The sequence below is a fragment of the Paraburkholderia sp. SG-MS1 genome (genome assembly GCF_012275575.1).
In the GTDB taxonomy this organism is placed as follows: domain Bacteria; phylum Pseudomonadota; class Gammaproteobacteria; order Burkholderiales; family Burkholderiaceae; genus Paraburkholderia.
This window is the reverse complement of record NZ_NPIH01000140.1, coordinates 1-17692: the sequence shown is the minus strand read 5'-3', so window position 1 is coordinate 17692 and position 17692 is coordinate 1. Positions and strand designations below refer to the sequence as shown.

Annotated in this window: 17 protein-coding genes and 1 riboswitch; of the genes, 7 read left to right on the top strand and 10 right to left on the bottom strand. The window is 65.7% G+C overall.

What is annotated here, in order from left to right; genetic code table 11:
- Positions 1 to 35: 35 nt before the first annotated feature.
- The 3 genes from CIC12_RS11035 to CIC12_RS11025 all read right to left on the bottom strand — a co-directional run bounded on the left by CIC12_RS11035 (position 36) and on the right by CIC12_RS11025 (position 3023).
- Positions 36 to 854: a class I SAM-dependent methyltransferase gene (locus tag CIC12_RS11035; protein ID WP_168664150.1), complete on the bottom strand. Its 819-nt coding sequence runs from the start codon at positions 852 to 854 to the stop codon at positions 36 to 38.
- A gap of 133 nt (positions 855 to 987) precedes the next feature.
- On the bottom strand, positions 988 to 2388 hold the full coding sequence (locus CIC12_RS11030; protein ID WP_168664149.1) for an FAD-dependent oxidoreductase: 1401 nt from the start codon (positions 2386 to 2388) through the stop codon (positions 988 to 990).
- A gap of 95 nt (positions 2389 to 2483) precedes the next feature.
- Positions 2484 to 3023 (bottom strand): carboxymuconolactone decarboxylase family protein, encoded by a 540-nt coding sequence (locus CIC12_RS11025; RefSeq protein ID WP_168664148.1) that lies wholly within the window; start codon positions 3021 to 3023, stop codon positions 2484 to 2486.
- Positions 3024 to 3134: 111 nt separating this feature from the next.
- On the opposite strand from CIC12_RS11025, the gene CIC12_RS11020 reads away from it, so the two are divergent.
- Positions 3135 to 4106, top strand: coding sequence for an AraC family transcriptional regulator (locus CIC12_RS11020; protein ID WP_168664177.1), 972 nt, complete (start codon positions 3135 to 3137; stop codon positions 4104 to 4106).
- A 247-nt stretch (positions 4107 to 4353) separates the two neighbouring features.
- On the top strand, positions 4354 to 4935 hold the full coding sequence (locus CIC12_RS11015; protein ID WP_168664176.1) for an alpha-ketoglutarate-dependent dioxygenase AlkB family protein: 582 nt from the start codon (positions 4354 to 4356) through the stop codon (positions 4933 to 4935).
- A gap of 146 nt (positions 4936 to 5081) precedes the next feature.
- Here the strand turns inward: CIC12_RS11015 and CIC12_RS11010 are convergent, their stop codons facing one another.
- From CIC12_RS11010 to CIC12_RS11000, 3 genes are all read right to left on the bottom strand, one after another.
- Complete coding sequence (locus tag CIC12_RS11010) at positions 5082 to 5717, bottom strand: carbonic anhydrase (RefSeq protein ID WP_168664147.1); 636 nt, start codon at positions 5715 to 5717, stop codon at positions 5082 to 5084.
- Positions 5718 to 6142: 425 nt separating this feature from the next.
- Entirely contained in the window at positions 6143 to 6451 is a 309-nt protein-coding gene (locus tag CIC12_RS11005; RefSeq protein ID WP_168664146.1) for a DUF4148 domain-containing protein, read from the bottom strand.
- A gap of 210 nt (positions 6452 to 6661) precedes the next feature.
- Positions 6662 to 6922: a DUF1488 domain-containing protein gene (locus CIC12_RS11000; RefSeq protein ID WP_168664145.1), complete on the bottom strand. Its 261-nt coding sequence runs from the start codon at positions 6920 to 6922 to the stop codon at positions 6662 to 6664.
- 184 nt (positions 6923 to 7106) lie between these two features.
- On the opposite strand from CIC12_RS11000, the gene CIC12_RS10995 reads away from it, so the two are divergent.
- A complete protein-coding gene (locus tag CIC12_RS10995; RefSeq protein WP_168664144.1) occupies positions 7107 to 8600 on the top strand; it encodes an MDR family MFS transporter in 1494 nt (497 codons plus the stop codon).
- A 54-nt stretch (positions 8601 to 8654) separates the two neighbouring features.
- Here the strand turns inward: CIC12_RS10995 and cobM are convergent, their stop codons facing one another.
- Genes cobM through cbiE form a run of 4 tightly spaced genes read right to left on the bottom strand, consistent with a single transcriptional unit; the run spans position 8655 to position 12644 of the window.
- The gene (gene cobM, locus CIC12_RS10990) at positions 8655 to 9383 is read right to left on the bottom strand and encodes a precorrin-4 C(11)-methyltransferase (RefSeq protein ID WP_168664143.1); all 729 of its coding nucleotides are present in this window, start codon (positions 9381 to 9383) and stop codon (positions 8655 to 8657) included.
- Between the two features lie 20 nt (positions 9384 to 9403).
- Complete coding sequence (locus tag CIC12_RS10985; RefSeq protein WP_168664142.1) at positions 9404 to 10168, bottom strand: cobalt-precorrin-6A reductase; 765 nt, start codon at positions 10166 to 10168, stop codon at positions 9404 to 9406.
- The gene (locus CIC12_RS10980) at positions 10165 to 11253 is read right to left on the bottom strand and encodes a cobalt-precorrin-5B (C(1))-methyltransferase (RefSeq protein ID WP_168664141.1); all 1089 of its coding nucleotides are present in this window, start codon (positions 11251 to 11253) and stop codon (positions 10165 to 10167) included. The genes CIC12_RS10985 and CIC12_RS10980 overlap by 4 nt, the downstream gene beginning before the upstream one ends.
- The gene (cbiE, locus tag CIC12_RS10975) at positions 11253 to 12644 is read right to left on the bottom strand and encodes a precorrin-6y C5,15-methyltransferase (decarboxylating) subunit CbiE (protein ID WP_168664175.1); all 1392 of its coding nucleotides are present in this window, start codon (positions 12642 to 12644) and stop codon (positions 11253 to 11255) included. Before cbiE ends, CIC12_RS10980 begins: the two co-directional genes overlap by 1 nt.
- An 84-nt stretch (positions 12645 to 12728) precedes the next feature.
- Positions 12729 to 12907, top strand: a riboswitch (cobalamin riboswitch).
- Positions 12908 to 12990: 83 nt separating this feature from the next.
- Here cbiE and CIC12_RS10970 point away from each other — a divergent pair.
- The 4 genes from CIC12_RS10970 to cobJ all read left to right on the top strand — a co-directional run.
- Positions 12991 to 14685: an oxidoreductase gene (locus CIC12_RS10970; RefSeq protein WP_342030526.1), complete on the top strand. Its 1695-nt coding sequence runs from the start codon at positions 12991 to 12993 to the stop codon at positions 14683 to 14685.
- Entirely contained in the window at positions 14678 to 15304 is a 627-nt protein-coding gene (locus CIC12_RS10965; protein ID WP_168664140.1) for a precorrin-8X methylmutase, read from the top strand. Before CIC12_RS10970 ends, CIC12_RS10965 begins: the two co-directional genes overlap by 8 nt.
- A complete protein-coding gene (locus CIC12_RS10960) occupies positions 15305 to 16036 on the top strand; it encodes a precorrin-2 C(20)-methyltransferase (RefSeq protein WP_168664139.1) in 732 nt (243 codons plus the stop codon). It begins immediately after the preceding gene.
- Positions 16033 to 17692 (top strand): precorrin-3B C(17)-methyltransferase (gene cobJ, locus CIC12_RS10955; protein WP_174772010.1); only part of this gene is annotated, 1660 nt, incomplete at its 3' end. The genes CIC12_RS10960 and cobJ, both read left to right, overlap by 4 nt.

Below are 17692 nucleotides of genomic sequence, written 5' to 3'. Positions count from 1 at the left end.
TGCATGTGCCATCGTCCGTCCTCTGCCGGCCGCCGTCAGTGCTCCACGCCAACCACGTGCGCCTGAATCTTCCCTTCAACTGGCCCCGTGCCGAATCGCTCGGCAATCGCCGTTGCGCACGCTGAAGTCGCCTCCTCGACACCGCCGCCAGAACGGGCCTCAATCTCATTGCGCAAGGGCGTTCCCTGGCAGTAGGCGACGGCCGGCTCGCGAGCCGATGCCGCGCAGCTGCGCGCCGCAATCGTCTCGACGCGCGGCGCCGCGCCAAAGCCCGCCTCGACGAGATCGCTTGAAATCACGTGCCTGTCGAAATAGCCATGCGGCGTGCGCGCCATGAAACGTGGCGGGTCCGTGGAAAAGAGACCCGCGAGCGCCGTCGTGACGGTATCGGCAAATTCGTTTTCCTCGATGCGATCCCACACGTTGAACAGCAGCACGCCATCGCGCCGGAGTACGCGCCGAGCTTCGGAAAATGCTCGCGCTTTGTCCGCGAAGAACATGACGCCGAACTGGCAGACGACGATGTCGAAAGTCGCGTCGTCGAAAGGCAGGCGGGTTGCGTCCGCCTGTTGCCACGTCACCGGTCTTAGGGTGCCGATTGCTGCGGCACGATCGAGCATGGGCTGATGCAGATCGGTCGCAATCAGGTCCACGTGTGTGGGCAAGGTACGCGCCATTGCGCGGGTTACGACGCCGGTGCCGGCTGCGGTCTCGAGCACGCGAGACGGATGGCGCGCCGCTACCCGCTTCGCAAGATCCGCGGCGTAGGGTTCAAAGATCAGCGGAACGAGATGACTGTCATACAGCTCGGGGATCGAGCCGGCGAAGCGAGTGTTGGTACCCGAGCTGTCCATGACGCCTCCCTCTTACTCTCGCGAAAATCTTAGGCGCAATGGAACAGATTGAACAGATGTCCGTCGCGAAGCCCGCCGATCTTCGACGGGTTTTGGCAGAGCAAAGGGCTTTTCCGCAATCGCTAGATGGCCCCTATTCCATCACTCTTGCAGGCACCTTCGAGAGCAACGGCCCAAACCCCTCCGCGAAAGTCAGATGCGAGATGACCGCATCGCGCAGCGTCTGATACGGAAGGCCAGCGAGCATCGCAGTTTGCATCGCCGCCATCACCTCTCCCGCTTCCGGGCCGATCATCGTGAAGCCCAGGATGCGGTCGTCGTTGGCGCCGACGAGCACTTTCATGAAGCCCTGCGTTTCGTCAGTGGCTTCGGTTCGCAGCACATGGCTCATCGGCAGTGTCGCGACGCGCACGGCGATGCCGCGGCGCTGCGCATCGCTTTCGCTCAAACCCACACGCGCAAGCGGCGGATCGGTGAACAGCGTGTACGGAACCAGACGATCGGTCGTTCTGCGATTTACGCCGGCCAGGTTGTCGCGCACGATCCTGAAGTCATCGACCGATACGTGCGTGAACTGCGGACTGCCCGCGACTTCACCGATCGCCCACACGTCGGGCGCCGATGCCTGCAACCGGTCGTTCACGCGAATATATCCACGCTCATCGAGCTCGATGCCTGCCTGCTCCAGCCCGATGTCAGCCGTGTTCGGTACGCGGCCCGCCGCAACGAGAATGTCGCTGCCGTCTATCGTCCGCTCGCCTGAACCGGTGCGCACGACAATGCGCACCTGCGTTCCCGAGCGGCCCTCGACGCTGATCGTTTCGGCGCCCAGCACCATCTCGATCCCCTCCGCGCGGAGAATGCGATACATCTCTTCGCTCACGTCCACGTCTTCGCGACCCATCAGCCGGGAACCGCGCTCGACGATGGTCACGCGGCTGCCGAAGCGGCGATACGCCTGCGCCATCTCGATGCCGATGTACCCGCCACCGAGCACGACGAGATGCGCCGGCGCATAGTCGAGGTCGAGCGCGCCAATATGGGTCAGCGGCTCCGACGCGCGCAGCCCGGGCAGATCGGGAATCGCGGCGTGCGTGCCGACGTTGAGCACCACCTGGTTACCGCTGAGCGTACGCGTGCCGCCATCGTTGAGCTGGACCTCGATCGTCTTCGGTCCGACAAAGCGGCCACGGCCCATGATCAGTTCGGCGCCGCTCGACGCATACGCCTCCAGGTGAAACACCACCTCTCTTTCGATCATGCCGCGCTTGCGCTCGCGCACCTTCGTCATGTCGATGGACACGGCACCAGTCGTCGTACCGAACTGGCCGGCATGTCGCGTCAGGTGCGCAACACGCGCGCTCCAGATTTCGTTCTTGCTCGGCAGACAGGCGACGGCCGGACAGGAGCCGCCTACCCACTGCCGTTCGACCACGGCCACGCGTTGCCCCGATCGGGCCAGATGCCACGCCAGCAGCTTGCGGCCCTGGCCACTGCCGAGAATCAACGTATCGACATGTTCAACTTGGGACATCACATTCTCCATTCATCTAGAGGTTAATTAGTACAGCGCAGCAGCGATCCGGCCCTTGCCTGAGGACGTAGACGTAGCGCGTGCCAACGCCGATGTCACTTCACCGGCGGAAAATCGACCTCGGTGTCGTTGATGCGATTGAACGTGTTGGTGAAAATCGTCATGGCGATTGCGAGCGAGATCTCGGCCAGTTGCGTCTCGCTGTAGCCGGCCGCGCGAATCGCCGAGAATTCGTTTTCGCTAATCGTGCCGCGCGTCGTCTGCAGATTCAGCACGAAGTGGACAAGCGCGTCGCGCCTGGCATCGCCGGTCGCCTCGCCCGCGCGGATCTGCTTCAGCGCTTCGGGCGAGAGGCCCGCCGTCTTCCCGAGCATCGCGTGCGCGGCGACACAGTAGTCACAACCTGTCTGCTCGCTCACCAGCAGCTTGATGGTTTCCAGATCCGCCTTGCTCAGACTGCTGGCTGCCAGCGCGCCTTCGGCATTCAACGCGGCGCTCAATGTTGCAGGCGCGAGATGACCCAGCGCGGCGAACAGGTTAGGCACACTTGCGCCGGCGAATTTGCGCACTTGCGCATAGACGTCGGCGGTCGCGCCAGTGGCGTTCGTCACAGCGGGAATGGCGATGCGGCTCATGATGGACCTCATTCAGTGGTGTAGGAGCCTCCACTTTAGGGCCGCAGGGTGAGCTTGTTGAGCCTGTTAATTATCAATATCATGCTCGAAAGTATCAACGTAGGCAGAAACATGTCACCTCCTCTGGATTGGCTCAGCCGTCTTCTCGCCATGATGACCGTGCGCGGCCAACTGGAACTCCGATGTCTGTACGGCGCTCCGTGGCAGGTCGTCTATGGCGATTCCGATGCGGGCGAAATGCCCTATCACATCGTGCTCAGCGGGTCCGGCATCCTGGAGACGCCCGGCATTGGCAAGCCACAACATCTTCGCGCTGGCGACATCGTGATGTTTCCGCACGGCTGCGCCCACGTTCTTCATGACGGCAGCGGCGCGCGGCCGAAGCGTGCGCGTCAGCACGAAGGCTTGAACCTGACCATTAGCGAAAACACAGGGACCGGCGAGCGTCTTGACATGCTCTGCGGCCGAATCGTTCTGGCGCCGCCTCACGACAGGTTTATTCGTGCCTATCTGCCGACGCGGCTCGTGATCCGAACATCCACCACCGACGGCTCCGAAGGCACGTCTGCGCAACTGAATGGTCTCGTGGCGCTGATGCGAGGGGAATCGAACGTAGGCAATCTGGGGGGCTACGCGATGATGAACGCGCTATCCGCGGCTCTTTTCGCGCTGGCGCTGCGCATGGCCAGCGAATCCGACGAAGCCCCGACCGGACTACTCGCTCTCGCTGGCCATCCGCGTCTCGTGCCCGCACTCGCGGCCATATTCGGCGACCCGGCAGGCGCGTGGACGCTGTCGACGTTGGCCGACCTGTGCAGCATGTCGCGCGCGACACTGATTCGTCACTTTCAGGAAAAGGTAGGACGCTCGCCGAATGAACTGCTGACCGATGTCCGGATGGCCTTGGCCGCCAATGAGCTGAAAAAAACAGGCGTGTCCACCGAGGTTGTGGCCGAGACCGTCGGCTACAGATCCGTGGCTGCATTCAGGCGCGCTTTCACTTTGCACATGGGCATGACGCCCGCGGACTGGCGCCGTTCGGAACGGCAGAAGCTGCAGGCGTTGGTCGCGAGTCGAGACTAAGTGAATACTCGGGCAGAGCAGGTGCCGTCATGGCTAATTGCCACCCCTGTTATCTGCACGAGGCGTGGATCAAGCGCCATTCACGCCGATGCATTCACCGTTGGACGAAGGAGCCTCGTCGAGCCATGCCACTGCCCGCGTAAGCAACTGGTGCGGATAAGCCGTTCGGCAACGGCAACCTTAAAATACTGTATAAAAACACAGTATAATGAAACGCCCTGACCGTTCCAGCCTCACCCTCCTCGCCATGGTGTCCCAGCCAAGCCTGTTCGCCCCAGAGCCCGTGGCCGTTCTCCACGATCGGGAGGGTGGCATCCGCTATCTGCCCTCGGCGGTGCCGGCCGCCATCGCGCAGCGGTGGTTCGACGAGGCGCGTCAGAACATCGGCTGGATCAGCCAGCAACGCATGATGTACGAGCGCGAAGTCGCCGTACCGCGTCTGCTTGCCACGTTTTCGCGCGAATCCGCCCAGCTCCCCGCGCCGTTAGGCGAGGCATTCGAGGCCGTGCGCGCACTCGTCGGCGCACCGTTCAATCGGGTCGGCCTCAATCTGTATCGCGACGGCAGCGACAGCGTCGCGCTCCACAGCGACAAGACCGAGCGGCTAGTGCCTGCGCAGCCGATCGCGATCATCTCGCTCGGCGCGAGCCGCCGCATGTCGATCCGTCCAAAGAGGGGCGCAGGCCGGGTGCTCCATGTCGAACTGGAAGCGGGCAGTTGCCTCGTCATGAGCTATGCGGCCCAGTTCACGCATGAGCACGGCATTCCGAAGCGGCCGGGCGAGAACGAGCCGCGCATCAGTCTGGCGTTCCGGTGCTTCATCGATTGAACGGGCTTTGAGGCGTGCCTCGCACGAGGGATGCATTCCCGCGACGCTAGAGGCCGCTAAAGGTTTTCGATGCCACGTCATCGCCAGGTGTGTCTCAACACCGACTGCTCCGACTTGGCATCGGAACCTCACACGCCATCCACGCCTCAGCCCGCGTAAATTTCCGGATTGTCGACAAGCGGCAGGAATTCCCCGGTGCGCCCATCGAGCGCGAGCATCACGCCGGTTTCGATCTGGAAAATCCAGCCATGCAATTGCAAGGTCTTGTTGGCGAGTCCGACGGCCACAGAAGGATGCGTGCGGATATTGCCGAGCTGCGCGATCACGTTGTCCTTGACCAGCGCATCGAGACGTTCGGCATCCGAATCATAGGTGCGTGAGGCATTGACCGCCTTGGCCGCATCCGCGTGACGCAGCCAGCCTGCCACCGCCGGCAGATGGTCGAGATTCATGCAGGTCGAGATCGCCGTCATTGCGCCGCAGTTGGAGTGGCCGCAAATCACGATATCGCGCACGCCCAGCACCGCCACCGCGTACTCGACGGTGGCCGACACCCCGCCCGGTTCCGGACCGTAGGACGGCACGATGTTGCCGGCGTTTCGGATCACGAACAGCGCGCCTGGCTCGACCTGTGTAAGCAACTCGGGAACCACGCGGCTGTCAGAGCAGGTCACGAAAAGCGTGCTCGGACTTTGCGCCGCCGACAAACGCTTGAACAACGCGATCTGCTGCGGAAAGACGTCGCGTTGAAACCGGATGAACCCTTTGATGATTTCCTGCACGATGTTCTCCAGACAATCGGGGGACGTTCGCCATGCATGTGCGGGCGAACCGCGGCATGCGTGCTATCGATTGGCGTGACTATACCGTAGCCGCGCGCGGCGGGCTGCGCCCAGCCGACGTGAACGCCTGCGCCGGATATCCGATGTGAAGAACAGAAAAAAGAAATCCCGAAGTGGCGCGCCTTCATGATGAACCCTGCGCGCCGTTCACGGCAGTTGAAAAAAACCCCGGCTGTTTCCAGCCGGGGCCAACTCTCTCGCTCGCACACCGGAAGTCGTGCGTGCATGACTACTGTACCTGCGTCGACGAAGCGGATATAGACGTCGCGCTGGAAGGGTCCGTTGCACCACGACGCAAATCCGGACACGTTGCGCGAGTCGCCGATGCGCTGCATCGTGCGGCGTGCGGCGTGCGGCGCATTGAATCAACGGCTATACATCGCGTTCCAGTCAGCCGCCGACACCGCCGGCCGGCCGCTTTGCGACGAACCCGCGACGCTGCCGCCGTAGGCGCTCGCGCTGCTGTTTTGTGCGGCAATGCGCGCTTGCGCCGCCTGCACCGCTTCGGGGTAATGGGTCTGATCGCCGTCGCCGACGTGGTAGCCAGCCTGTTGGAGCTGGATGAGTTCCGCGCGTACCTGTTCGCGCGTGATGCGGGTATTCGACTGCGCAAACACTGTGGCCGATGCGGCGATGGAAGCGACGACGACAACAGCGTTGATCAAGGACTTCATGATAAAAACGAGCTCCAGTAATTGATGGTCGGCGGTGCTGCAAATGACATGTTGCGCGACCGCTGGACTCAATATAGGCGCCGCGTCTTCATAGAATAATGGCCACGTGTCGAAGGGATTGTTGTTGGATCTGGAGAAGTCGCCGATGAGTTCGCCGTTCGAAGACTCGCCGCGACGGCCTACGGAAACCGCCGCGGCTTCGATCGAAACCTAATTAAAATCGCCGGTCTCGAGTTCAACCGAACGACCGCCGTTCTTTTCGAGGACCCGCCGCGTAGCATTTTCAATCCGCGCACGGTTCGCCTCGAAGGTGCCCACCAGATCGTGGGCCGACGGGCCGTGGTTGCCGAAATGGTCGTTCAGCGCATCCAGCGACACGCTGCACCAAACGTCCGCCCCGTCCACATTGGCCTCGAAGGCAACGCGCGCCGCCGCCACAACTTCGCGGCGTCCGGTGAATTCGATCCTCATAATGATCCTCCATGTGTCGACAGTGAATTTCGAACGCGCAAACCCTGTGCCACGCTGCGAGCGCGCATTCCCGGCAAGGTGCATACTCCACATCGGCCGCCACGCGCGCGGCCGCGCTGATGCGTCGCGGCAAGCCCCCGGCAAAGCCGTCAAACGCGCCCAACACCCCGATACTAACGCCTCCATGTCCCGCAGCCCTCAGTCGTCGCGCGCTTTAGTCATTGCCGCCGTCATGGCTTCCATGGCGATGGTCGCCATCGAAGCCACCATCGTCTCCACCGCGATGCCCCAGATCGTCACGCAACTCGGCGACCTGCATCTGTACAGTTGGGTCTTCTCGTCGTTCCTGCTCACGCAAACGGCGATGACCGTGGTGTTCGGCAAGCTCGCCGACCTGTACGGACGCAAACCGGTGATGCTCGCGGGCATCGCGATCTTCCTGCTCGGCTCGGTGCTCGCCGGCTTCGCGTGGTCGATGCCGGCCATGATCGTGTTCCGCCTGATACAAGGCGTCGGCGCGGGCGCGATCCAGCCGGTCACGCTGACCATCGTCGCCGACCTCTATCCGGCACGCGAACGCGGCAAGGTGCAAGGCTACCTCGCGAGCGTCTGGGCAGTGTCGGCGGTGGTCGGACCAATGGTCGGCGGCTTCATCATTCACAACCTGTCGTGGGCGTGGATCTTCTGGATGAACGTACCGATCGGCCTCGCATCGGCTGCGGGTTTCATCGCGTTCCTGCGGGAATCGGAGCGGCACGCGCGTCCGTCGATCGACTTTGGCGGCGCGGCATTGTTCATGGCGGCGATCGCCGCGTTGATGATGGCGCTGACTTACGCGGGCGACGACGCGCTCGCCATGGCATCGCTCGCAGGCGTCGCCTTCCTGCTGTGCGTACTGTTCTTCGTGCTGCAGGAGCGGCGCGCCGCCGAGCCGATGATCTCGTTCGCCCTCTGGAGCCGCCGGCCGATTGCCGCGTGCAACGGCTCGACCCTGTTGTCGGGCATGATCCTGATGGGCGCGACCACCTTCCTGCCGATGTACGTGCAGGGCGTGCTGCATCGCTCGCCGGTGGTCGCCGGCCTCGCGCTCACGATGATGATGGTCGGCTGGCCCACCGGCGCGACGCTCGCGGCGAAGTCGTTCCACCGCCTCGGCTTGCGGCGCATCCTCATCGGCGGCAGCGCGTTCGTGCCGCTCGGCGCTGCGCTGCTGCTGTTCCTGTCGCCCGGCGGCTCGCCGTTGATCGCTGCGTTCGGCTCGCTGATCATGGGCTTCGGCATGGGCACGTCGAGCGTCAGTTCGCTGGTGCTGATTCAGGAAATCGTCAAGACGGATGAACGCGGCAGCGCGACCGCGTCGAATATTTTTTCGCGCAATCTCGGCAGCACGCTCGGCGCGACGCTGTTCGGCGCGGTGCTCAACTTCGGGCTCAGTCATTCGCAGGGCACGGCCGTGGTCACGTCGGACCGGTTGAAAGCGCTGCTGCAGAATCAGGTAGCGAGCCTCGGCGATAGCGACATGATCCGTCTGGTGTTGCATCAGTCGCTGCATCTGACGTTCGTTTCGATCTTCGTGATCGCGATCTTCGTGGTGGCGTTGCTCGCGTTCGTGCCGGCGATTCACATCGGCTCGGAAAAGAAGATGCCGATCGAGGCGTTGTCACCGCTCGAGGATTGACGCGTGGGTGAGCGATGCAACCCATCCACGGATGGGCTTGCGCACGCACGCTGTTCAACCGCCCTTCGCGTACAGCGTCGAGTCCGCGAAACCTTCGGCGGCGAGCACCTCGCCGACCAGAATCAGCGCGGTCCGCTCGATCGCGCTCGATTGCACTTTGCTCACGATGTCGTCGAGCGTGCCGGTGAGCCTTTCCTCATCCGGCCAGCTCGCGCGATAAATGACCGCGACCGGACACGCGCCGCCGTAATGCGGCCGCAACTCACCGACGATGCGCGCGAGGTGCCGCACACCGAGATGAATCGCCATCGTCGCGCGGTGCCGGGCGAGGTCGGCGAGCTGTTCGCCTTCGGGCATCGTCGTTTTGCTCGCGTAACGCGTGAGGATCAGCGTCTGCGACACATCGGGCAGCGTCAGTTCGCAACCGAGCGCCGCCGCGCATGCAGCCGTCGCGGTCACGCCAGGCACGATCTCGTAGGGAATGCGCAACTCGCGCAAGCGGCGAATCTGTTCGCCGATCGCGCCGTACAGCGACGGATCGCCGGAATGCACACGCGCCACGTCGTGCCCTTTGTCATGCGCGGCCTGCAGCAACGCGACGATGCGATCGAGGTCGAGCTCGGCCGTATTGACGACCTGCTGCGCGCTGTGCCCTTCGAGCACCGCGGCCGGCACCAGCGAACCCGCGTACAGGATCACCGGACAACTGCGCACGAGACGCTGCCCTTTGACCGTGATCAGTTCCGGGTCGCCAGGACCTGCGCCGATAAAAAACACCGTCATTCAACACTCCAAAGATTCCATTACCCGTGGTGCCGGGGGGCGTGCTGTTCGGCCCGCAGCTCCACCTGGTGCGCGCGTAACGCATCCAGCAAACCGGCGAAGCTGTCGAATTCCCGGTCGACTTCCGGCAGGGCCGGACGACGCAGCATGATGACCGGCAAGGCGCGTTCACGCGCCACCTGCAGCTTCGCTTCGGTCGCCTCGCCGCCGCTGTTCTTGCTCACCACCACGTCGAACGCTTGCAGTGCGAAGAGCGCGCGCTCTGCGTCGAGCGTAAACGGGCCGCGCGCCGCGAGGATGCGCGAGCGCGCGGTGTCCGGCTGCGAACCGAGACAGCGCACCGTCCAGAACTGGCACGGCGGAATCCCGTCGAGATGGGCGAGCGGCTCGCGGCCTAACGTAAAGAGCGGCCGCCTGAACGGCGCGAGCGCGCCGATCAGTTCGTTCCAGTCGCCGACCATGCGCCAGTCGTCGCCGGCTTGGCTGCGCCAGCCCGGGCGACGCAGCGCCCAGCATGGCACACGTGCCGCGCGGCACGCGTCGAGCGCGTTCGCGCTGATGCGCGCGGCGTACGGATGCGTCGCGTCGATCACGAGGCCGATCCGTTCGCTCGCGATGTAACGTGCGAGGCCCTCGCTGCCACCGAAGCCGCCGACGCGCACCGTGCACGACAGATCGTCCGGCACCTTGCCGAGACCCGCGAGACTGTACACGTGCGCGGCGCCGAGTTGGCGCGCGATCTTCAACGCGTCGCCGGTGCCGCCGAGCAACAGGGCCCGCATCATCGCGCCGCTCCAATCACATTGCCCTGACGGTCGATCGCGAACATTTCGACATTCACCTGCGGCGGCGCGATCGCGCGCGCCACGGCCAATGCATGCCCGCAGACGATATCGCCGAGCGGCACCTGCTGCGCATGGGCGAGCGTCACCGCCTGCTGGCTCGTGTTGGCCGCGCGAATCGCCGCCTGCAATGCGGCGTCGGCGCCGTGCTCCGCGGCCCATGTCGCGAGCCGTTCGAGATCGATGCTCGAATGGCGGCTATGTAAGTCGAGATGGCCCGCGGCCAGCTTGCTGAGTTTGCCGAAGCCGCCGCACACGCTGAGCCGGTCGACGGGCGCGCGTTTCATATGCTTGAGCACCGCGCCGACGAAGTCACCCATCTCGATCAGCGCGATATCCGGTAGAGCATAACGCGCGCGCATTGCGTCTTCGCTCGCGTTGCCCGTGCAGGCGGCCAGATGCGTGTAGCCGTTCGCGCGCGCAACGTCGATGCCCTGATGGATCGACGCGATATACGCGGAGCACGAGAACGGCCGCACGATGCCGGTAGTGCCGAGAATCGACAGGCCGCCGAGTATGCCCAAGCGCGGGTTCATCGTTTTCCGCGCGAGCTCTTCGCCGCCTTCGACGCCGATCGTCACTTCGAAGCCGCCGCCATACGCGTGCTCCGCCGCGAGATCGGCCAGATGCCCGGTCATCATTTTGCGCGGCACGGGATTGATCGCCGGCTCGCCGACCGGCAGCGTGAGGCCCGCGCGCGTCACCGTGCCGACGCCCGGTCCGGCGCGAAAAATGACGCCCGGCTCGGGGATGAGACGCACGCGAGCGAACACGAGCGCGCCGTGGGTCACGTCGGGGTCGTCGCCGGCATCCTTGATGGTGCCGGCCTCAGCACCGTCGGCGAGCAGGCGGCAGAACACGAGCGGCATCGGCACATGCTGGCCTTTGGGCAGCACGATCTCCGCGACCTCGCTGACCACGCCCGTGAGCAGCAGACGCGCCGCCGCGAGCGACGTCGCCGTCGCGCAACTGCCGGTCGTGTAGCCGCTACGCAGCGGCGCGGCGTGTTCGGGAGATTCTTCGCGCATTACGGATGGTGGGGTGAAGCGCAGTGATGGACGGTGGTGCTGTTCGTGCTGTTCGTGCTGTTCGTGCTGTTCGTGCTGTTCGTATTGCTGGCGCCGCTCGTGCTGTCTCCGACGTCCGCATCATTCGTGGCATTTTCACCGCTGCCACTTGCCGTTGCCCGCACGCTGTTTGCCTCGCCATTGCCGCGAGCCGCCTTGGTCACTTCGAGCAACGTGATCGGCAACGCCTGCCGCCACGTATCGAAGCCGCCGAGCGGTTGCGCGTCCGCGAGCGCGATACGCGTGAGCGTGCCGCCAAACCGCTCGCGCCACGCAACCAGCGCCGCCTCGCCCTGCAACGTGACTGCATTGGCCACCAGTCGTCCGCCGTCACGCAAACGGGCCCAACACGCGTCCAGCACACCCGGCACCGTCACCCCACCGCCGATGAACACCGCATCCGGCACCGGCAACCCATCTAGCGCAGCAGGCGCGCGGCCCGCGACGAGTTGCAGCCCAGGCACGCCCAGCGCATCGCGATTGTGTTCGATGAAGCGCTGCCGCTCCGCATGCGCTTCGATCGCGATCGCGCGGCAAGCGGGATGCGCGCGCATCCATTCGATGCCGATCGAGCCGCTGCCCGCACCCACGTCCCACAGCAATTCGCCGGGCGTCGGCGCAAGGCGCGCGAGCGTGATCGCACGCACATCGCGCTTGGTCAACTGACCGTCGTGACGGAAGATGTCGTCGGGCAAGCCGCAGGTCAGCGGCTGGCGCGGCGCGCCTGCCGTCGCCCGGCATTCCAGCGCGATCAGATTCAGCGCGGCGACCTCGCCCGCGCTCCACTGATCCGCGCGACCGTCGATGCGGCGCTCGCGCTCGCCGCCAAGATGTTCGAGCACGCTCATTCGCGTCGCGCCGAAGCCGCGTGCGTTCAGCACACCGGCGAGCGCCGCGGGCGTGCGCCCGTCCGCGCTCAGCACGAACACGCGCGCGCCGTCGTGCAGATACGCGTTCAGCGACGCCAACGGACGGCCCACCAGCGACACCGTCGCGACGTCCTGCAACGGCCAGCCGAGCCGCGCGGCCGCCAGCGACAACGACGACGGGGCAGGCAGCACGCGTAATTGCTCCGCCGGCAACTGCCGCGCCAGCGTCGCACCGACGCCAAACAGCATCGGATCGCCGCTCGCCAGCACGCACACGGCGCCGTCGCGTTCGGCGAGCAGCGGGGTGAGATCGAACGGACGCGGCCACGCGGCGCGGCGTGCGGCGAGGCGCGCGGGCAGCATCGCCAGATGACGCTCGCCGCCGTACACCACCGACGCCGCCAGCAACGCACGCCGCGCGGGCCGTCCCAAACCGGCGAAGCCGTCATCGCCAATGCCCACTACGGTCAGCCATGCCGGCATGCCACCATCCTCATTCTGTGTCTTCAATCAATGCGCCGCGCGACGCCGGCCAAAGCGTCCCGCCTCGTTGCGCGGTTCGAAAAAAGGCATAATACAGCCGCCGGTGCCCTTCGGGGCCGAAGAGGGAACACAGTGCCACTGTGGCTGCCCCCGCAACTGTATGCAGCGAGTCCGCCTGCGCTACGCGCCACTGGTCTGACCGGGAAGGCTGCGGTGGACGATGACCTGCCAGCCAGGAGACCTGCCGGCGAGACTGTTCGTGCCAGCCAACATCGGGCGGGGTGTACCGATGCCGCAGCAATCCGCCTTCGCGGCTTGCTCGGGCCGTCGCGCGACGCTAAACCCGGTGTCCGTCTTGACTCAAGTTTCGCCCTCCACTGCTTTGCCCCACGCGGTTTCGACACCGCGGCCCTCGGCGTGCCCGGGGCTGCTGCGCATCGTTGCCGCGCGTGATGGTGGCATCTGCCGGATCAAGCTGCCAGGTGGCGAGTTGAGCGCGGACGAGGCGCGAGCCATTGCCGACGCGAGCACGCGGCACGCGGCGGGCGTGATCGAGTTGACCAATCGGGCCAACCTGCAGCTGCGTGGCGTGCGCCCGGGGCATGAAGCCGAGTTGATCGCGGCGCTGGTCGAAGCCGGGCTCGGGCCGATGAAGAAGCCTCGGGCAGACGCGATCGCAGCCAACGCCGTGGACGCAGCCGGGATTTCGGACACCGTTCCGGCGAGCGTCGCGGATCTCGCCGATGCAGCCGCCCGAACCGACGCTTCGAATGCCGCAGCCGTCAGCGCCGCGGACGACGTGCGCAACGTGATGATCAGCCCCGCAGCGGGACGCGATCCGTTCGCGTTGATCGACACCGCTGCGCTATGCGCGGAATTGCTCACACTGCTGCAACGCGAGACGCGCTTCACGGCGCTGTCGCCGAAATTCGCGCTGCTGCTCGATGGCGGCGAACGTCTGGCGAAGATCGATCATCCACACGATGTGTGGCTCGCGGCGACTTCGAGCCGCGACGGTGTGCGGTTCGTGTTCGGGCTGGCGGGGTGTCCCTGTGTCGAGGTGGAGGAAGACGCAAACGCGGTTACGGACGACGATGCAGGTGCTGGTGCAGGTGCTGGTGCAAAAGCTAACGCGGGTACGAACGCGCGAACCCATGCGGCTGCGGCTGGTGTCCTTGCTGCGCATCCGCTTCCGGCCACGCTGACCGGCAGCACGGTCACGCGGAATTCACGCACCCGCTCCACGCACACACACGACCACCGCCCGTTAGCCACCGTCCTCCCCTCACAAGTCCCCGCGCTCGTGCGCGCGCTGCTGCACACATTCCTCGACCTCGCGCCAGCCGACGCCCTCCGCATGCGCGACCTGCTCGCCACACATGGCGCCGACGCGCTGCTGCAGCACGCCCAACGCTATGCCGACTTTCCGCTGTCACGCGACGCCCAGCTCACCGAATGGCGCCGCAGTACCACAGCCGATGCCGCGCTACGTCTCGGCGCGCACGCTCAACGTGAGGCCGGCCTGTGGCACGTGGGCGGCCAGCCGCCGCTCGGCCGCCTCGACGCCGCCACGCTGCACGGCCTCGCCGCGCTCGCGCAACGCCACGGCAACGGCACGCTGCGCGCCACACCCTGGCAAAGCGTGCTGCTGCCCGACATCCCGACGCACGCACTGCCCGCCGCGCTGGCCGAACTGAACGGTCTGGGCCTCGCCAGCGATCCCGCACAACCCATCACGCGTTTGATCGCGTGCGCCGGGTCGAGCGGTTGCGCAAAGAGCCTCGCCGACACCAAAGCCGATGCGCTGCGCCTCGCCGCCCTGCTGCCCGCCAACGTCGACGTGCACCTGAGCGGCTGCACGCGCTCGTGCGCCGCCGCGCATTGCGCGCCGTACACGCTGCTGGCCGCCGCGCGCGGCCTCTATGACCTTTATCGACGCAACGGCGACGCCGGCTTCGGCCACTGCGTCGCGCATCAACTGACGATCGCACAGGCCGCCGACCTGCTCGCCCACCTGTCCCGGAGTGACACAGATGCTTGATTACATTCGCGACGGTCAGGAGATCTATCGCCAATCTTTCGCGACGATCCGCGCGGAAGCCGACCTGTCGCGCATCCCCGCCGACCTCGAAAAACTCGCGGTACGCGTGATCCACGCGTGCGGGATGGTCGACGTGATCGACGCGCTGCAGTTTTCCGCGCACGCTGGTGCGGCAGGCCGCACGGCGCTCGCCCAGGGTGCGCCGATACTGTGCGACGCCGGCATGGTCGCGCAGGGCATCACACGCACGCGGCTGCCCGCGAACAACGACGTGATCTGCACGCTCACGCATCCGGACGTGCCGGCGCTCGCGCGCGAAATCGGCAATACGCGCTCGGCCGCCGCACTCGAATTGTGGCGTCCGCGACTCGCCGGCAGTGTCGTCGTGATCGGCAATGCGCCGACCGCGCTGTTCCATCTGCTCGACATGCTCGATGCCGGCGCGCCGAAACCCGCATTGATTCTCGGCTTTCCGGTGGGCTTCGTCGGTGCGGCCGAATCGAAAGCGATGCTTGCCGCGGACAGCCGCGGCGTGCCCTACGTGGCGGTGCACGGCCGGCGCGGCGGCAGCGCGATGGCCGCCGCCGCCGTCAACGCACTGGCCACGGAGGTCGAATAAATGAGCGTGCAAGGACGACTGTTCGGACTCGGCGTCGGCCCCGGCGACCCCGAACTCATCACGCTGAAGGCGCTGCGTCTGCTGAAGGCGGCGCCGGTGGTCGCGTACTTCGTCGCGAAGGGCAAGAAAGGCAACGCGTTCGGCATCATCGAGGCGCATTTGCATGACGCTCAGGCGCACCTGCCGCTCGTCTATCCGGTCACGACCGAAGCGCTCGAACCGCCGCTCTCGTACGAGGCGATCATCGCCGACTTCTACGACACCGCCGCCGAGATCGTCGCCGGCCATCTCGATGCGGGCCGCGACGTCGCCGTGATCTGCGAAGGCGATCCGTTCTTCTACGGCTCGTACATGTATCTGCACGACCGGCTCGCGGCGCGCTACGAGAGCGAAGTGGTGCCCGGCGTGTGCTCGATGCTCGGCGGCGCGGCAGTGCTCGGCGCGCCACTGGTGTATCGCAATCAAAGTTTGTCGGTGCTGTCGGGCGTGCTGCCCGAGGAAGAATTGCGCCGCCGTCTCGCCGATGCCGACGCCGCCGTCGTGATGAAGCTCGGCCGCAATTTCGACAAGGTGCGGCGCGTGCTAGGCGAACTCGGCCTCGCGCAGCGTGCGCTGTACGTCGAACGCGCGACGATGGGCAATCAACGCATCGTGCCGCTCGCCGAAGTCGATCCGATGGCGTCGCCGTATTTTTCGCTGCTCGTCGTGCCGGGGGAAAAATGGCAAGGATGAGCGCGCCCGCGATCGTGATTCTCGGCGCCGGAGCGTTGGACACGGCGCGAAGGATTCAGGCGTTGTATCTCGAGGATGCGTCCGGTGTGGATCGTGCCGCTGACGCCGGCTGCCAGGTGCACGGTTTGCATGGACGCGTCGAAGCTGACGTGTCCTACACCGAACTCGGTGCGCATCTGCGTGAACTGTATGCGCGCGGCAAGCCGATCGTCGCGTTGTGCGCGGCCGGTATCGTGATTCGTTGCGTCGCGCCGTTGCTGTCGAACAAGGGCGTCGAGCCGCCCGTGCTGGCCGTCGCCGAGGACGGCAGCGCGGTCGTGCCGTTGCTCGGCGGGTTGACGGGCGCCAACGTGATGGCCCGCGAGATTGCGGCCGCCTTGACCGTGCCGCCTGCGATTACGACGAGCGGCGAGTTGCGCTTCGGCACCTGCGTACTCAATCCGCCCGAGGGCTACATGCTCGCCGATCTCGGGCAAGGCAAGCGTTTCGTATCGGATCTGCTGGCGGGAGAAAGCACGCGCATCGAAGGCGACGCACCCTGGCTCGATGATGCGCAATTGCCACGTTGCGCTTCGGCTCGGCTCGCGATTCGCGTGACGCCGCGTGCGTGGGATGGGCGTGAGGACGAATTGGTGATTCATCCGCGCTGTGTGGTCGCGGCGGTGAGCGGTGCGGGTGCGGGTGCGGAGATCGTTGCCCGCCTGCGGAAGGCGCTGGAAGCACACGGTCTCGCGCCGCTGTCGCTCGCAGCATTGCTCGCCTCGTCCGACGACATGACGAACCCCGCGCTGGCCGAAGCCGCTGCCCGTTTCAACGTGCCGCTGCGCTTCGCGCAAACCCGCCCCGAAGATGGCGTGTCGCCTGCCAACCTGATACATGCCGCACTGCGCATCCCCCACGAAACGCTGCACGACGGCATGACCTCAGGCGTTGCGCTGGCAGTCGCGCCCCTCGCCATCGACCCCGCCACGATCGGCCGCGCACGCGGCCGTCTGACGGTGATCGGCCTCGGCCCTGGCCGCGCCGACCTGATGGTGCCCGCCGCCCGCACGGCGCTCGACGAAGCGACCGATATTCTCGGCTACGACACCTACGTGAAAATGGCCGGCCCGTTGCGCGCCGATCAACGTATACACGGCACAGACAATCGCGAGGAAATGCAGCGCGCGCGCCACGCGTTCGAACTGGCGAGCGAAGGCCGGTCGGTGGTGATGGTGTCGTCAGGTGATCCGGGTGTGTTCGCGATGGCGGCCGCGGTGCTCGAAGCGCTCGATGCATCGCAAGACGCGGCCTGGCCTGCCGTCGAACTGGCGATCGTGCCGGGCGTGTCGGCAGCACTCGCGACCGCCGCGCAAGCGGGTGCGCCGCTCGGTCACGACTTCTGCATGCTGTCGCTGTCCGATAACCTGAAGCCGTGGACGATCATCGAAAAGCGTCTGCGGCACGCGGCCGAAGCCGACCTGGTGATGGCGTTCTATAACCCGATTTCGCGCGCGCGTCCGTGGCAACTGGATAAAGCGCTGGACATCGTGCGGGAATATCGCGCGGCCACGACTCAGGTGGTGCTGGGGCGCGATATCGGCCGGCCTGGCGGCACGCTGCGCACGCTCACGCTGGGTGAGCTGCAGTCGTCCGATGTGGATAGCCGGACGATGG

What these genes read in the sequence shown, in the direction of transcription:
- CIC12_RS11035 (WP_168664150.1), bottom strand. Translation starts at nt 854, where the DNA reads ATGGACAGCTCGGGTACCAACACTCGCTTCGCCGGCTCGATCCCCGAG.
- CIC12_RS11030 (WP_168664149.1), bottom strand. Translation starts at nt 2,388, where the DNA reads ATGTCCCAAGTTGAACATGTCGATACGTTGATTCTCGGCAGTGGCCAG.
- CIC12_RS11025 (WP_168664148.1), bottom strand. Translation starts at nt 3,023, where the DNA reads ATGAGCCGCATCGCCATTCCCGCTGTGACGAACGCCACTGGCGCGACC.
- CIC12_RS11020 (WP_168664177.1), top strand. Translation starts at nt 3,135, where the DNA reads ATGTCACCTCCTCTGGATTGGCTCAGCCGTCTTCTCGCCATGATGACC.
- CIC12_RS11015 (WP_168664176.1), top strand. Translation starts at nt 4,354, where the DNA reads ATGGTGTCCCAGCCAAGCCTGTTCGCCCCAGAGCCCGTGGCCGTTCTC.
- CIC12_RS11005 (WP_168664146.1), bottom strand. Translation starts at nt 6,451, where the DNA reads ATGAAGTCCTTGATCAACGCTGTTGTCGTCGTCGCTTCCATCGCCGCA.
- CIC12_RS11000 (WP_168664145.1), bottom strand. Translation starts at nt 6,922, where the DNA reads ATGAGGATCGAATTCACCGGACGCCGCGAAGTTGTGGCGGCGGCGCGC.
- CIC12_RS10995 (WP_168664144.1), top strand. Translation starts at nt 7,107, where the DNA reads ATGTCCCGCAGCCCTCAGTCGTCGCGCGCTTTAGTCATTGCCGCCGTC.
- cobM (WP_168664143.1), bottom strand. Translation starts at nt 9,383, where the DNA reads ATGACGGTGTTTTTTATCGGCGCAGGTCCTGGCGACCCGGAACTGATC.
- CIC12_RS10985 (WP_168664142.1), bottom strand. Translation starts at nt 10,168, where the DNA reads ATGATGCGGGCCCTGTTGCTCGGCGGCACCGGCGACGCGTTGAAGATC.
- CIC12_RS10980 (WP_168664141.1), bottom strand. Translation starts at nt 11,253, where the DNA reads ATGCGCGAAGAATCTCCCGAACACGCCGCGCCGCTGCGTAGCGGCTAC.
- cbiE (WP_168664175.1), bottom strand. Translation starts at nt 12,644, where the DNA reads ATGCCGGCATGGCTGACCGTAGTGGGCATTGGCGATGACGGCTTCGCC.
- CIC12_RS10965 (WP_168664140.1), top strand. Translation starts at nt 14,678, where the DNA reads ATGCTTGATTACATTCGCGACGGTCAGGAGATCTATCGCCAATCTTTC.
- CIC12_RS10960 (WP_168664139.1), top strand. Translation starts at nt 15,305, where the DNA reads ATGAGCGTGCAAGGACGACTGTTCGGACTCGGCGTCGGCCCCGGCGAC.